The 15764-nt window shown below is 66.1% G+C and carries 12 protein-coding genes; 2 read left to right on the top strand and 10 right to left on the bottom strand.

From position 1 onward, the window contains the following. Positions 1-27: 27 nt before the first annotated feature. From ACM0PK_RS08935 to ACM0PK_RS08920, 4 genes are all read right to left on the bottom strand, one after another. The gene (locus tag ACM0PK_RS08935) at positions 28-3198 is read right to left on the bottom strand and encodes an efflux RND transporter permease subunit (protein WP_414607499.1); all 3171 of its coding nucleotides are present in this window, start codon (positions 3196-3198) and stop codon (positions 28-30) included. Positions 3199-3325: 127 nt separating this feature from the next. Beyond that, a complete protein-coding gene (locus ACM0PK_RS08930) occupies positions 3326-4549 on the bottom strand; it encodes an efflux RND transporter periplasmic adaptor subunit (RefSeq protein WP_049414417.1) in 1224 nt (407 codons plus the stop codon). Positions 4550-4640: 91 nt separating this feature from the next. After that, a complete protein-coding gene (locus ACM0PK_RS08925) occupies positions 4641-5411 on the bottom strand; it encodes an SDR family NAD(P)-dependent oxidoreductase (protein ID WP_053499154.1) in 771 nt (256 codons plus the stop codon). Then, entirely contained in the window at positions 5408-5635 is a 228-nt protein-coding gene (locus ACM0PK_RS08920) for a hypothetical protein (protein WP_049414419.1), read from the bottom strand. Before ACM0PK_RS08920 ends, ACM0PK_RS08925 begins: the two co-directional genes overlap by 4 nt. Positions 5636-5782: 147 nt before the next feature. On the opposite strand from ACM0PK_RS08920, the gene ACM0PK_RS08915 reads away from it, so the two are divergent. Further along, positions 5783-6814: a LysR family transcriptional regulator gene (locus ACM0PK_RS08915; protein WP_061477953.1), complete on the top strand. Its 1032-nt coding sequence runs from the start codon at positions 5783-5785 to the stop codon at positions 6812-6814. 202 nt (positions 6815-7016) lie between these two features. Here the strand turns inward: ACM0PK_RS08915 and ACM0PK_RS08910 are convergent, their stop codons facing one another. Then, on the bottom strand, positions 7017-7712 hold the full coding sequence (locus tag ACM0PK_RS08910) for a YiaD family glycine zipper/OmpA-like lipoprotein (protein WP_005416156.1): 696 nt from the start codon (positions 7710-7712) through the stop codon (positions 7017-7019). Positions 7713-7851: 139 nt separating this feature from the next. Further along, positions 7852-9267, bottom strand: a complete 1416-nt coding sequence (locus ACM0PK_RS08905) for a cryptochrome/photolyase family protein (protein ID WP_414607498.1) — start codon at positions 9265-9267, stop codon at positions 7852-7854. A gap of 109 nt (positions 9268-9376) precedes the next feature. Here ACM0PK_RS08905 and ACM0PK_RS08900 point away from each other — a divergent pair, with 109 nt between their 5' ends. Further along, a complete protein-coding gene (locus ACM0PK_RS08900; RefSeq protein WP_053499158.1) occupies positions 9377-9961 on the top strand; it encodes an SMI1/KNR4 family protein in 585 nt (194 codons plus the stop codon). Between the two features lie 19 nt (positions 9962-9980). On the opposite strand, the gene ACM0PK_RS08895 is transcribed toward ACM0PK_RS08900, so the two are convergent. From ACM0PK_RS08895 to ACM0PK_RS08880, 4 genes are read right to left on the bottom strand one after another with little or no spacing between them, the layout of a single operon-like run. Next, the gene (locus ACM0PK_RS08895; protein ID WP_414607497.1) at positions 9981-10595 is read right to left on the bottom strand and encodes an inorganic diphosphatase; all 615 of its coding nucleotides are present in this window, start codon (positions 10593-10595) and stop codon (positions 9981-9983) included. A 10-nt stretch (positions 10596-10605) separates the two neighbouring features. Then, a complete protein-coding gene (locus tag ACM0PK_RS08890; protein ID WP_414607496.1) occupies positions 10606-11973 on the bottom strand; it encodes a purple acid phosphatase family protein in 1368 nt (455 codons plus the stop codon). Then, a complete protein-coding gene (locus ACM0PK_RS08885; protein WP_111201963.1) occupies positions 11970-13085 on the bottom strand; it encodes an NHL repeat-containing protein in 1116 nt (371 codons plus the stop codon). Before ACM0PK_RS08885 ends, ACM0PK_RS08890 begins: the two co-directional genes overlap by 4 nt. After that, positions 13085-15598, bottom strand: coding sequence for a TonB-dependent receptor (locus ACM0PK_RS08880; protein ID WP_289852684.1), 2514 nt, complete (start codon positions 15596-15598; stop codon positions 13085-13087). Before ACM0PK_RS08880 ends, ACM0PK_RS08885 begins: the two co-directional genes overlap by 1 nt. Positions 15599-15764 lie beyond the last annotated feature (166 nt).

The following is a 15764-nucleotide window of genomic DNA, read 5'->3' as shown; positions in this document are numbered from 1 at the left end:
GCCAACGACCGGCGGCGGAGTTCCGTATCAGTGGTGGATGGTCGGTTCGCCGTGCTGCACCAGCTGGCCACCACCGTTGCGGGTGACGAACTTGCGCAGGGCCACGTAGAACACGGGGGTGAGGAACAGGCCGAACAGCGTCACACCCAGCATGCCAGCAAACACGGTGATGCCGGTCACCGAGCGCACTTCGGCGCCTGCACCGTGAGACAGCACCAGCGGCACCGTGCCGGCGATGAAGGCGATGGAGGTCATCACGATAGGGCGCAGGCGCAGGCGGCAGGCTTCCAGCGCGGCTTCAACGATACCCTTGCCGCCCATCTCCAGCTCTCTGGCGAATTCGACGATCAGGATCGCGTTCTTGCACGCCAGGCCCATCAGCACCACCAGGCCGACCTGCACGAACACGTTGTTGTCACCGCCGGTCAGCCACACGCCGAACAACGCGGACAGCAGGGTCATCGGCACGATCAGGATCACCGCCAGCGGCAGCGACCAGCTCTCGTACAGCGCGGCCAGCACCAGGAAGGCCAGCATGATCGCCACCGGGAACACGATGAAGGCGGCCTTGCCCTGGGTTGCCTGCTGGTAGCTCAGGTCGGTCCATTCGGTGGTCATGCCCACCGGCAGCACCTTGCCGGCGATCTCGGTCAGCTTGGTCATCGCTTCGGCCGAGGACAGCAGGCGCGGGTCGGCTTCACCGGCCAGGTCCGCTGCCGGATAGCCATTGAAGCGCAGCACCGGGTCCGGGCCGAAGGTCTGCTTGATGGTGACCATCGAACCGATCGGCACCATCTCGCCGCGGTCGTTGCGGGTACGCAGCTTGCCGATGTCCTCGACCGTCTCGCGGTACGGACCATCTGCCTGGGCGATCACCTGCCAGGTGCGGCCGAACTGGTTGAAGTCGTTGACGTAGGCCGAACCCAGGTAGGTCTGCAACGTGTCGAACAGCTCGGTGAGCTGCACGCCCTGTGCCTTGGCCTTGACGCGGTCGACCTCGGCATCGAGCTGCGGCACGTTGGCCTGGTAGCTGGAAATCGGGAAGGCCATGCCCGGCGTCTGCGCGACGGTGCCCTGCATGGCCTGCACCGCATTCTGCAGCGCGCCGTAACCGAGGTTGCCACGGTCCTCGATGAACATCTGGTAGCCGTTGCCATTGCCCAGACCGAGGATCGGCGGCGGCATCATCGCGAACGCGAAGCCTTCCTGCAGGCCGGCGATCTTCTGGTTGATCTCGGCATTGATCTGCGCGGCGGTGCGGCCATGGCGCTCGGCGAACGGCTTGAGCGGGATGAACGCCACACCGGTGTTCGGCGTATTGGTAAACTGCAGCGCGTTCAGACCGGGGAACGAGATGGTGTGAGCGACGCCATCGGTTTCCTGGGCGATCTTGGCGACCTTGCGCAGCATTTCATCGGTGCGTGCGATCGACGAGCCTTCCGGCAGCTTTACACCGGCGATCAGGTACAGCTTGTCCTGGGTCGGAATGAAGCCCGGCGGCACCAGCTCGAAGATCACGCCGGTACCGACCAGCAGGATCGCGTAGACCACGAACACCGCACCGCGGCGGCCGAGGATGCGGGCCACGCCACGCTCGTACTTCTCCGAGCTGGACTTGAAGAAGCGGTTGAACGGACGGAACACCCAGCCGAACAGGCGGTCGATCAGGCGGCTCGGGCCGTCCTTCGGAGCGCCATGGGCCTTCAGCAGGCGCGCGGCCAGGGCTGGCGACAGGGTCAACGAATTGATCGCCGAGATCACCGTGGAAATGGCGATGGTGACCGCGAACTGCTTGTAGAACTGTCCGGTGACACCGGACAGGAAGGCCATCGGCACGAACACGGCACACAGCACCAGCGCGATCGCCACGATCGGGCCGGACACTTCACGCATGGCCTGGTGTGCAGCCGCAGTAGGCGACAGGCCTTCCTCGATGTTGCGTTCAACGTTCTCCACCACCACGATCGCGTCGTCGACCACGATGCCGATCGCCAGCACCAGGCCGAACAGGCTCAGCGTATTGATCGAGAAGCCCAGCAGGTACAGCGCGGCGAACGTACCCACCACCGACACCGGCACCGCGATCAACGGAATGATCGACGCACGCCAGGTCTGCAGGAACAGGATCACGACCAGCACCACCAGGGCGATCGCTTCCAGCAGCGTGGAGACCACGGCCTTGATCGAGTCGCGCACGAAGATGGTGGTGTCATACACCGCTTCGTACTTCACATCGGCCGGCATGGTCTTCTGCATCTCGTCCATCGTCGAGATGACCTGGTCGCGGATTTCCAGCGCGTTGGCACCCGGCGACTGGAAGATACCGATACCCACCGCGTTCTTGCCGTCCAGCTGCGAGCGCAGGGTGTAGTCGCCCGCACCCAGTTCCAGGCGGGCCACGTCGGCCAGGCGCACGATCTCGCCATCGGTGCCGCTCTTGAGCACGATGTCGCCGAATTCCTTTTCGGTCTTCAGACGGCCCTGGGCATTGATCAGGGTCAGGAACTTGCTGTCCGGCAGCGGTTCGGCGCCGAGCTGGCCGGCCGAAACCTGCACGTTCTGCTCGCGCATGGCACGCACCACGTCGCTGGCGGTCAGGCCGCGCGAGGCCACCTTGTCCGGGTCCAGCCAGGCACGCATGGCGTAGTCGCCGCCACCGAAGATCTGCGCGTCACCCACGCCCGGAATACGCGCCAGCGCATCCTTGACGTGCAGGCGCGCGTAGTTCCGCAGGTACAGGGTGTCGTACTTGCCTTGCGGCGAGGTCAGGTGCACCACCATCAGGAAGGTCGGCGACTGCTTCTGCGTGGTCACGCCCTGCCGGCGCACGTCCTCGGGCAGGCGCGCCTGCGCCTGCGCCACGCGGTTCTGCACCTTCACCGCCGCTGCGTCCGGGTCCGTGCCCGGGCGGAAGGTGACGGTCATCTGCAGCACGCCGTCCGAGCCGGCCACCGACTTCAGGTACATCATGCCTTCGACGCCGTTGATCGCTTCTTCAAGCGGCGTGGCGACGGTCTCGGCAATGACCTTGGGGTTGGCGCCCGGATACACCGTGCGTACGACCACCGACGGCGGCACCACTTCGGGGTACTCACTGATCGGCAGGATTGGAATCGTGATCAGGCCTGCGGCGAAGATCACGATCGACAGCACCGCCGCGAAGATCGGCCTGTCGATGAAGAAGCGGGAAAAGTCCATGGAGGAATTCCTGGGAAAGGCATTCGGCGGGCAACAGCCACCCCGCCCCTCGCCGGGATGACGAAGGCAGGGAAGACTGCCGCTGGCGCCGGCAGCTAAGCGGAAACGCGGATCAGGAGACGGCGGATCAGTGCTTCAGGGCAGCGGTGGCATCGCGGCCCGGTGCCGGCGCCGGCTGTGGCTGCATCGCCACCGCCTTGGCCTGCACCGGCATGCCCGGCATGAAGACCTTCTGCACGCCATCGATGATCACCTTGTCACCGGCGGCCAGGCCGTGCTCGACGATACGCAGGCCGTCGGCGGTGCGGCCGAGCTGGATGTCACGGCGCTGGGCCTTGCCATCCTTGTCGACCACGTACACGTACTTGCGGTCCTGGTCGGTCAGCACGGCCTTGTCGTCGATCAGCAGCGCCTGGAACTGGCCGCTGCCCAGCAGCTGCACGCGGGCGAACAAGCCCGGCGTGAACTGGCGATCGGCGTTGTCCAGCAGCGCACGGACGCGGATGGTACCGGTACTGCGGGCGACCTGGTTGTCGAGGAAGTCGACCTTGCCCGTGTGCGGGTAGCCTTCTTCACCGGACAGGCCGACCTTCACCGGCAGCGCGCTGTCACGCTCGCTCGGGCGCTCGCCCTTGCGTGCCATCTGGGCGTAGCGCAGGAAGGTGCTTTCGTCGGCATCGAAGTAGACGAACACCGTGTCCAGCGAGACCAGCGTGGTCAGCACGCTGGCGCTGTCGCCGGCGGTGACCAGGTTGCCGGCGGTGACCATCGCGCGGCCGGCACGGCCGTCGATCGGTGCCCGCACCTTGGTGAACTCAAGATTGAGGCGGGCGGCATCCAATGCTGCCTGCGCGGCCTGCACGGCGGCGCCGGACTGGTCGGCAGCCGCACGGCGCTGCTCGGCGGTCTCGGTGGAGATCGCCTGCTGCTCGGACAGCCGCTTGGCGCGCTCGGACTCGCTGCGGGCCAGCGTGGCCTGGGTACGGGCGCGGGCCAGTTCGGCGGCTGCCCGGTCGTACTCGGCCTGGTAACTGCGCGCGTCGATGGTGAAGAGCACTTCGCCCTTCTTCACTTCCTGGCCTTCGACGTAGTTGACCTTGTCGATGTAGCCGGACACGCGCGGACGCAGTTCAACGCTCTGCACCGCTTCGACGCGGCCACTGAACTCGTCCCACTGGCTGACCTGCTTGACCAGCACCGGCGCGGCGCTGACCTGCGGCGGCGGCGGTGCACCGCCTTCTTCGGCATGGCCGCCGCTGCAGGCTGCAAGCACGGCCGCGGCGAGGATCGACACGCCGGCCATCGCAATGCGATGGCCGAAACGATGTGGGGTGGTATTGGGGGAAGTCATGGCATGCATCCGTACGGAGGGGTGGTACAGCGATATGAGAACGTGTTGCAAAAATCGGCGGCGAATACTGCGACCTCAACCATGGTCGAGGTCAAGCGATGCCTGCGGTGTCGCGCCACAGCGGAGGAACTTCCAGGTGCAGCAGGCCACGCGGCAATTCGGCATCGCTGCTGTCGCAGCGGACGATGGCGCGGTTGTCGCGGCACCCGTCAAGCAGGGAGACCACACGACGACCGACCAGCAACGAGCTGGGCCACTCGATGCAGGCATTGGCCGCGTTGGCCGGGGTACACACCGGGCTGCAGACTTCCAGCATCTGCGCGCGCACGCCCAGCGCCTGCGCTTCCTGGTGCACCACCTGCGCGTACATGCGCAGTGCGGCGGTGGTGATCGAGGTCTCGCCGTAGCCCGCCCAGGGCTTGGCGTTGGCCGGGCTGCCGATCATCACGTAGCGGCGCGCATGCACGTTGTCCTGCAGCAGCGGCAGCAGGTGGCGCACGGCGTGCACGTGCGGCATCAGGTCGGCCTGCATCGCGCCCAGCAGCTCATCGCCGTTGCGGTCGATCACCCGGCCGCGACGGTAGGGGCCACCCATGGCCGCGATCACGGCGGCCAACGGACGCGGGCGCTGCGCGATGCGTTCGGCCAGCGCGCGTGCCGAGCCGTCATCGCTGAGCGAACCCAGCAGCGTCTCCAGTCCGGGCTCATCCGCGAACTGCTCATGCAGCGCGGCCAGCCGGCCCGGATCGCGGCCAACCACCAGCACCGGGCTGCCGGCTTCCAGCAACGCGCCGACCACGCCCTGGCCGACGGCACCGGTACCGCCAAGGACCAGGACTTCGGGCGTCAGTATCCCATTCACGGGACATTTCCTCCCAAATCCGGGATAGTCCCGATTCGACGCAGGCGGTCGCCCTTGTGGGGGACCAGGCGGATGGCACCGCCACGCTGCTGACGCATGGGCGCGGTAAACTCACGAAAGTCCTTGTGTACCAAGGAACTCGGACGGGCTTCGACGGTCATCGCCAGGTCCAGGGTGTTCTGGCCGGCGTTCCGGAGTCGGGCAAGAATGTTGCGCAGGCTCATGGCGGACGGGCTCCAATTAACGAATGGCGCCACGATAGACCTCAAACCTTTACTTGATTAGTCCTGATTAAGGGGAATAATCATCCCGCACCCGGTCCAATCGTTCTGTCACGATTGTCCCATCCCCGACGTCCAGGACCCCCGACCATGTCCCACGATCTCAACGAGACGCTGATCTTCGTCAAAGTGGTCGAGCAAGGCAGCTTCATTGCTGCTGCCAAATCGCTCGGCCTGCCCAAGACCACGGTCAGCCGCAAAGTGCAGGAGCTGGAAACGCGCCTGGGCGCGCGCCTGCTGCACCGGACCACGCGCCGCCTCGGCCTGACCGAAGCCGGTTCGATCTATCACGAGCACTGCCAGCGCATCGCGCGCGAGCTGGAAGAAGCGGAGAGCGCGGTGAGCCAGCTGCAGTCCGGCCCGCGCGGCTGGCTGCGCTTCACTGTGCCCTACTCGATCGGCATCACCTGGATTGCGCCGCTGCTGGGCCAGTTCCATGCGCAGTATCCAGAGATCCGCCTGGACATGCACATGGGCAACGAGAAGCTGGACCTGATCGCCGGTGAAGCGGACCTGGCGCTGCGCGTGGGTGCCCTGCCCGATTCCAATCTGGTCGCGCGCAAGCTGGGCAGCCTGCGCACGCAGGTGTTCGCCAGTCCGGCCTACATTGAGCGCTATGGCGAACCCCTGCATCCGGAAGAGCTGCAGTTCCATCGCATCCTGGCGATGCGCAAGCCGTACCATACCGGCAACTCGCCGCGCTTCACCTGGCAGCTGGGCGAGAACGGCGGCGAACTGCGCGACTTCCCGGTCACCCCGCTGATGACTGCCAACGACATGTCTGCGTTGAATGGTGCATTGGTCTGTGGCGAAGGCCTGCTGCTGACCGGTGATGTGATGGCCAAGCCGTTCGTCGAATCGGGCATGGTGCGCCGCGTGCTGGCCGGCTGGACCGGCCCGGAAGTGGATTTCAATGCCGTATTCGCCGGCGGCCGCCTGGTCTCGCCGAAGGTGCGCGCATTTGTCGACTTCCTGGTCGAGAAGCTCAACTTCGATGCCAACTACATGCTGGCGCAGTGCCCCGGCGCGAAGCTGGCACAGCAGCAGAAGGCACAGGAAGATGCCGCGCTGGAGAACAGTGGCAAGCGGATCCTGGAGAAGGTGGCCGCTTCGGCGGCGTAACCTGCAACAAGAGCGCCTATCCATCTCCTGGTAGATGCCGACCTTGGTCGGCATGGCTTACAGAGGGAGTCGAGCGCGGCTCGACTCTGCATGCGCTGTCGGCGTGCCGAGCAACGCTCGGCACCCACAAAAATGCCGCCTGCAAGGGCGGCATTTTCGTTCCGGCCGATGGCCGGACCGGCTCAAGCAGCAACGCTACGCGTTATTGCTTGAGCGGAATCACCCGAATCTCGACGCGGCGGTTCTTGGCGCGGCCGGCGTCGGTGCTGTTGTCGGCAATCGGGTACGCCTTGCCGGCGCCCAGCGTTTCGATACGCACGCTCTGCACGCCCTGGCCGATCAGGTACTGCGCGACCGAGTCGGCGCGTTCCTTCGACAGGCGGTTGTTGACCGCGTCGCTGCCGATGCTGTCGGTGTGGCCAACCACCTCGATCATGGTCTGGTTGTACTCACGCAGCGTACCGGCCACGCCGTTGAGCGAGCCATAGAATTGCGGCTTCAGGGTCGCCTTGCCGAAGTCAAAGGTAATCCCGTCCGGGAGGTTCAGCATGATGTTGTCGCCCTGGCGCTGCACATCGATGCCGGTGTTGGCGGTGCGCTCGCGCAGTGCGCGTTCCTGGCGATCCTGGTACTGGCCGACGGCGGCACCGCTGAGTGCGCCGATACCGGCACCGATCAGCGCGTGCTGGCGCCGCTCGGTAGCACTGTCGCCGGTCAGCAGGCCGGCCGCCACGCCGATGGCGGTACCGATCAGCGCGTTGCGGCCGGTCCGGTTCTGCTGTTCGGTCGGGTTGCCGTACTGGTCACTCTGCACATAGGAGCCGCCGGTGGCGCAGGCCGACAGGACGGCCGCACTCATCAGGGCCAGTGCGACGTTGCGAGTGGTGTTGCGGATCATGAGGTTCTCCTTGGTTTCCGGTCGGCCGGCGGCTTGCGGGCGCAGAGAGGATAAACAGCCGAATGCGATGTCGGGATGATGATCCGGTGCGCCGACAGGGCCGCGTTCAGCTAACTGACCGGATCGCTCGGGTCACCCTTTACCCCGCCCCCGACTGGCGGTATGCCGCCAGCGCAGCATCGCGGCCCTCTGCCAGGTCCACCATCGGCGTGCGTGGGTAGTCAGGCGCGTGTGCGGCCAGGAGCAGAGGATGCTGCCACGGCGCAAACCGCGCCTTCAACGGCAGCGCCGCCAGCTCGGGCACCCAGCGGCTGATGTAGCGGGCCTGCGGATCGAACTTCTCGGCCTGGGTGACCGGGTTGAACACCCGGAAGTACGGCGCGGCATCGGCGCCGGTCCCGGCCACCCATTGCCAGCCCATCGTGTTGTTGGCCAGATCGGCATCGACCAGGGTGTCCCAGAACCAGCGCGCGCCATGCAGCCAGTGCGCGCGAAGGTGCTTGCACAGGTAACTGGCCACGATCATCCGAACCCGGTTATGCATGTAGCCGGTGTGCCACAGCTCGCGCAGTCCGGCATCAACGATCGGCACGCCGGTGTTGCCGCGCTGCCAGTCGTGCAGTTGCGCTGCAGTCGGCGCCGCCCAGGGGAAGCGGTCAAAACGCGGATTGAGGTTGTCCGTGGGCGTCTTCGGAAAGTGATGCAACAGGTGGTAGGCGAAATCACGCCAGCCCAGTTGCCGCAGATAGCCGTCGATGTCGGCATCGGTGCCGGCACTGCGCCGTCTTTCCAGCGCATGCGCGATGCGCCACGGTGCGATCTCACCGAAATGCAGGTGCGGCGACATCCGCGAGGTGCCCACGCGATCGGGCAGGTCTCGCTGCTCGCGGTAACCGCGCAAGGCGCCGTCCTCGAACACCGACAGCGCCTCCAGCGCACCGGCTTCGCCCGGCTGCCAGTGCTCCCAGAAGCCGGTATCCCAATCCAGCGTCGGTGCAAGCTGTAGATCATCAATTGCGAGGCTGTCGACCGCGTGCGTCGCCAGTGCCTGCGGTGCGGCCTGCAGTGCCGGCAGGCGCCAATGACTGAGCACGTTGCGCCAGTACGGCGTGAACACCTTGTACGGCTGTCCCTGCTGGGTGGCGATGTCCCAGGGCTCGAACAACAGGCTGCCATTGCAGCTCTGCGCGTCGACGCCCTGCTCGCGCAGCGTGCGCTTGATGGTGGCGTCGCGAGGCTGGGTGGCCGGCTCGTACTTGCGGTTCCAGTACACCGCCTCGGCGCCGGTCTGCTCGATCAGCAACTGCAGGGCCGGCAGGCTGTCACCACTGCGCAGCACCAGCGACGAGCCGCGCGTGCGCAGGTCGGCATCCAAGGCACCCAGTGAACGGTGGCGCCACGCATCGGAGGCGGCACCCGGCGTCCACTCCCCCTCTTCATGCGGCGCGTGGATGTAGACCGGCACCACATGGTGACCGGCATCCAGCGCGGCCTGCAGGGCCGGATTGTCCTGCAGCCGCAGATCACGGCGGAACCATACCAACGCTACCGACACAGGCAATGCCTTCGTTGTGGAAGGCGCACATGATAGCCAGCGGTGGTGAAGGCGATGCGCGCAGACGCCGTCTGCTAGGCTGCACGGCCGCTACCCGATGGACTCTGACATGGATGATCTTCACGCCTCATTCGCCCGCTTCGGGCTGCTGCATGCCCAGCACGAGAGCGACTGGCAGGGCCCGTTCCCGCTGCCCCCGGTACTGGCACGCTTCTACGCGCAGGTCGGGCCGCTGGGCGAAGTGATCAATGCCCGGGTAGGCACCGCCGGCATCACCGTTCCCGGCCTTGATGTCTGGATACCGCCGCTGCAACGCCTGTGGAGCCATCAGGCCGGCTATCGATGGCATGGCATCAGCGGCGAACGGATCAACGACTGGCCCTCGAACTGGCTGGTGATTGCCGATCGCAGCGCTGATCCGTTCATCCTCGATCTGGACGACGGCCGTGTGCTGTTCAGCCATCACGGTGCCGGCCTGCTGGATGCCGACGAAATGGCTGCCGACGTGCCGACCCTGATGGCAGCTCTGGCTGCAGCAGGCACGGTGTACCTCGATGCCGGCGATGACCTTTACAACGACGATGACGATGGCGGCATCCGCCCTGAACACCAGGACGCAGCCGTACAGGCGGTGGCCCGGGTACTGGGCGACCGCCTGCAGGCCGAATCGTTCATCGAGACGTTGCTGGACTGAATCCACGCATGGCGCGGATCTACCTTTCGAAGCGCTTCATCGCTTCGCTGATCAGCGCCCGCGCCTCGGCGGCGTTGCCCCAACCGTTGAGCTGCGCCGCGTTGCGCCCGGCCGGCAGGTCCTTGTAGACCCGGAAGAACGCTTCGATGCGCTGTCTTTCGATCTCCGGCAGATCGGCCAGGTCGCGGATGTTGGCGTAGGTCGGGTCAACCTTGTCGGTCGGCACGCCGATGATCTTCTCGTCGTGCTCGCCGCCGTCGATCATCTTCAGGTAGCCGATCGGCCGGAAGCGTACGATCACGCCCGGATGCAGGGGTTCACGGGTCAGCACCAGCGCGTCCAGCGGATCGTTGTCGCCAGCCAACGTGCGCGGCATCGAACCGTAGTTGGCCGGATAGGCGACCGGCATCGACTGGAAGCGGTCCACATGCACCAGGCCGTCTTCCTTGATCTCGTACTTGGTCACGCTGCCGGCGGGAATCTCCACCGCCAGATTCACCTCCCGCGGGGCTTCCCTTGGCTGGGCCACCAGGAACGGATGCAGCACGGTATCGGCAGCGGTCACCGCACTGGTCAGCAACAGCAGAGCGGCGCCGATGGCAGCGAGAGGAAGGATGCGACGGGGCGTGGTCATCGGCGTTTCCTCATTCCCAGCAGCGATCGGCGCGACCCTTGGCGGTCTGCGCACGCGGGCAAACACGCGGCGTGATGCGGCCTTCGGTCAGCTCCATGCGCTGTTTTCCCCCCTTGGCATCGCGGCGCAGTTCGAAGGCATCGTAGAGACGGCCGGTCACGGTGCGCGCTTCATAACGCAGGCGCTGCGGGTCGATGTTCAACACCTGGAACAACTGGGTGTCTTCGGCCACTGGGTTCATCGTCCTGCGCGCTTCATCGGACAGGCGGTACTGCTTCGGTCCGGCTACAGTCACCACGTACTGCGGCGTTGCGGCCTGCCCCTCGCCACGACGGCCATAGGTGTGGTCGTGGCCCTGCAGCACCAGATCGACGTTGTGGCGGCGTACCACCGGCAACAGCACCTCACGCAGCGCGGCGTTCTCGCGCCCTTCGCGCGGCGAGTAGAACGGCTGGTGCAGCAACACGATGGTCCACGGCTGCGGATTGCCGGTCAACACCTTGTCCAGCCATTGCGCCTGTGCCTTGGCCGTGCCAAGGTCGAGTGCCGAAGTGCCATCGACCACCGCCACGCGCACGCCCTGCGCATCGAACCAGTAGCTGCTCTGCTGCGCAGCGCTGGCACCATTGCCCGGCAACGCGAACGTGACCGGCCAGTGGCGGCCCAGCACCCGGCGCTCCTGCGGGGTGTCCTCGAATTCCTCGAAGTACTCGTGATTGCCTATGGCCGGCGCCACCAGCATTTCCTGCGCCAGCCAGCCGACGGCGGCAAACCATTCGCCCCACTCGCTGTCATCCATGTTGTCGCCGCCGCTGACCAGGTCGCCGGCAAACAGGCTCATGCGTGCCTGCGGTGCGGCCTTCTGCGCGGCACGCACCACGCGGCTGACATGGCTGACGTTCTTGTTCTGGGTATCGCCGAAGTACAGCAGGGTCAGCGGCTGGTCGGCGTCAGCCAGCGTGCGCAGCTGGTTCCATGCACTCCAACTGCCGTTGCCCTGCACACGGTAGACGTACTGGGTATCCGGCTGCAGGCCATCGATATCTGCACGATGGTGGTGCGACAGGCCGTTCTCGGTCTGCAGCGCGCGGGTCGTCGCACGAACCTGGCGGATGCCTTCGATGGCCGGCGAATCTGCGGCCATTGCGATCTCCAGCAGCGGCGCCTGCACGCTGCCATCGGTGCGCCAGGCCACTGCGAACCCATGGCTGGAATCGGCCGCCGGCGAGGCGACGATGCGGTCCGGCACCGTCGTCGCTGCGTAGTGGCGGCTACCTGCCGGCACCTGGGTATTCGGTTCGGCCGCCGCGATCGACAGCGACGGCAGCGCCAGCAGCAGGCCCAGGGCCAGCGTGCGCATCACGCACTGCCGGCTCATGCACCACACTCCAGCGGCAGCGCCAGTTGCTTGGCGATGCTTTCCCAGTCGAAGGCCACCACCCCCTGATCGTCGTGTACGGCATACAGCGCGCCGTGGGGGAAGCGCGTGCTGGCTTGCTGCATCATCCAGATGCCGTCGGTGTTGGCCACGGTATTGCCCTGGAACGCGCCGACCGGCTTCAGCGTGTGCCGGTCGAACAGATGGAACACGCTGCGCTGCTTGCCCTGTTCGGTGGTGATCCACCAGCCATCCTTGCCGCAGGTGCGCAGGGTCACGCCTTCGGCCTGCGCCTTGAACACGTCGCGGCCGAAGGTGGTGCCGGTGAAGCGGCCCGCCAGGGTGTAGACCTTGAACTCGCTGGCGTAGCTCTCGTCTTCTTCGGCAATCAACAGGCGGTCGTTCTCGGGATCGCCCCAGATCGACTCGACCACGCGCAGCGCTCCCGCCTCGGTGGTATCGCCGATGCTGGCCACCCGCTTCGCGTCGACCTTCTCACCATTGCGGATCACGTGATACTGGCGCACGCGCTTGTCCAGCTCGGCCAGCGGCGGCAGGACGTCACGCCCCTGTGCATCCTCGCCGTTGTCCCAGGAGTCGGTGACGTAGACGCTGTAGCCATCGGCACGACGGTCGACCCACAGTCCGTAAGGCTTGCGCAGGTCGTCCGCAGCGAACGTCGCCAGCGGCGTGAAGTCCGGCAGGCGCAGTACCTGCACGCGGTGATTGTCGCGCTCCACGATCCACAGCAGGTCGTCGATCACCGCGATACCGTTTGGGCGGTCGAACTGCCCCGGTGCGGTGCCGCTGCTGCCGACGTCACGCAGGTGCTGTCCGGTGCTGCCGTCGTAGACCACCAGCTTGTCGGTAGCCTTGGCGGTGGCGATCAGCCACAGTGCGCCGTCCGGCGCGCGCCAGGCCGCCGGCGAGTCGATGTTGTCGGCTGGGGTCATCGGTGACAGGAAGGCTTCGGCGATGGTGGTCACCACGCGCTCGCCTCCGGCGGCCGGCGCGGCCGCTCCCGCAACCGGATCGGTGCCGGTGGCCGGCGTGCAGCCGGCGACCAGCGTAGCTGCCAGCGCGGCGGCCAGGACGGTGACTCCACGCCCCATCACAGCGCCACCTTCAGGCCCAGCGCATAGGTGCGGCCGTACTCTTCCATCTGCAGGGTGCGCGAACGCGTGCCCTGGTACAGCTCCAGCGGCTTGTCCAGCAGGTTCTGCGCTTCGAAGTACACGCTCACGCGCGGGGTGAACCTGTAGTCAAGCGAGAAATCGAGCTGGGTATTCGGCGCAACGTAGATATCGAACGCGCGGCCCTTGCCGATGCTGTCCAGGTACTCGCTGCGGTACACGGCCGCCAGGCGCGTGCTCAAGCCGTACTTCTCATAGCCGATGTGCGCGCTGTAGACGTGCTTGGAGGCGCGTGGCAGGGTGAAGTCCTCGCCCGCACGGTCCTTGATGCCGGCATCGAACTTCGTATCCAGCCAGGTGCCACTGGCGCCGACCAGCAGGCCATCCAGGCCGTCCGGCAGGAAGGCCAGCTGCTGCTGCCAGTTGAACTCCGCACCACGCACGGTGGCCTTGCGACCATTGATCGGCTGCGTCACATCGAATCCACCGTAGGCCGGATCATTGGTGCGCACGGTTCCGACGATGTAGCCATCGATCGACTTGTGGAACAGGCCCAGCGAAACGATGCCGCTGCTGCCGATGTACTTCTCCACCGACAGGTCGATGTTCTTCGACTCGTACGGATCCAGTTCCGGGTTGCCCAGGCGCACTTCCTCGTCACCGCGGCTGTAACCCACGCGCGGCGAGACGTCGCCGAAGGACGGGCGCGATACGGTCTTGTTGGCCGAGGCGCGCAGCACCCAGTCATCAGCCGCGTCATAGCGCAGGTGCAGGCCCGGCAGCACGTTGGTGTAGCTGCTGTTGGCCACGCGCGGGGTGACGGTGAAGCTGCGGCCGTTGGCGGCCACGTCCACCTGGTTGCCGATCGCCTTGAAGCGGGTGTTCTCCACGCGCACGCCGCCGATGATGCGCAGCGCACCCACGTCCCAGGTACCCATGGCATAGCTGGCGAAGATGTCCTCGCTGGCCACGTAATCCTCTTCCAGCGACGTCATCGCATTGCCGCCGACGTCCTGCGGGCGGGCGCTGTACTGGCTGCCGTTGGCTGCCCAGAAGGCACGCATCGCAGCCGAATCCATACCGTCGCCGAAGTTGCCGTGGCGATGTTCGGGCGAGGAGGTGGTCCAGCCCGCCAGCGTCACCTTCGGGCCGACGCGCAGTTCGCGCTCATCCACATTCACGTCGCGGTCGCGCCAGCGGCCCAGCAGACCGAACTTGATGCTGCTGCTGTCGCCGTCGAAGCGCACGTTGACCTGCGCGCTGTGCTCCTTGTCGTTCACCTGCTTGGGCGAAAGCACGAAGCGGTCGAACGCGTAGTTGCTGTTGTCCAGCCACTGCGGGTTGTCGAAGCTGTAGCTGGGCAGCCGGCTGCTCTGGTCCAGGCTGCCGTTGAACGCCTTGCCGTTGAGCTTGAAACGCGCCTCCATCTCGTCGTTCACGCGCTCTTCGGTACGGGTGTAGCCGATACGGTAATCGACCACGGCGTTGGTCAACTTGTTCTCGCCGCCCAGGCTGGCCGCGAAGGTGTTTTCCTTCTTGGTGCGGTAGCGCATGCGCTTGTCGATCGAATCCTTCGGCATGCCATCCAGGCGGTACTGGTCGGTGCCGGTCTTGACCATCTTCGCGTCGTCGAAGTTGAAGATCACGCGCTGGCGGGTCTCCGCATCGTCGAACTGGCTGTACAGCGTGCGCAGGTAGTACCGGCTGTCTTCGTCCGGCCGCCAGTCGAGGTTGAGGTTGGCGCCGATGCGCTTGCGCTCGATCTCGTACTTGCGGTGCTGCAGGTTGATCGCGGTCACGTCACCGGGGGCGGCATCGTCCTCGCCGTCGTACTCCACTTCGGTGTTGTCCGACTCGAACCTGCGCTTCTGGTAGTTCACGCCCAGCGCCACGCCGAAGGTGTCGTTGAACACTTCGCTGTAGTTGAAGGCCGCCTTCGGGCTGGTCTCGCCGGACAGCTGCTGGTGACTGCCCTCGATCTTGCCACGCAGGCTGCGACCGTCGCGGTCGAAGGCCGAGGCCGATTCCACCAGCACGGCACCACCGATGGCATCACCGGGCATGTCCGGGGTCGGCGACTTCACCACGCGAAGGCGTTCGGTGGAATCGGACGGGATCACGTCCAGCGGCGCGGCACGGCTGGAATCCTCCGGCGTGCCCACGGCGATGCCATCCACGCTGACGCTGTTGAGATTGGCGTCCAGGCCACGGATGACCACGAAACGGCCCTCGCCCTGGTCACGGGTCACGCTGATGCCCGGCAGGCGCTGCAGTGATTCGGCCACGTTCTTGTCCGGGTACTGGCCCAGGGCATCGGAGGACACCGCGTCTTCGATGGCGTCGCTGCCGCGCTTGAGGTCGACCGCGCGGATCTGCGATTCGAGCTGGGCGCGCACCTCGATACGGTCCAGGTCGACCGCGTCGGCCGCCACGGCGCCGGTAGCGGCTACCGCCTGCTGCCCGGCGGCCTGCAGCGGTGCCGCAGCCCCCATCGCCAGGGTCAGGGTGATGGCAACGGCCAACGGAGTCTTGATATGCACTGGGAATCCCCATTCCTGTTAAGAATGGGTCTGCACGGTATGTCCGCAAGGTTGCATGGCCGTGACATGCCTCTGCACATTTCATGTACAGCGGCCCCGGGCCCGGTTTGGGCTTCGC

This window comes from Stenotrophomonas sp. FR010, assembly GCF_047520755.2.
GTDB lineage: Bacteria > Pseudomonadota > Gammaproteobacteria > Xanthomonadales > Xanthomonadaceae > Stenotrophomonas > Stenotrophomonas sepilia.
This window is presented reverse-complemented; position numbering and strand designations above follow the sequence as displayed.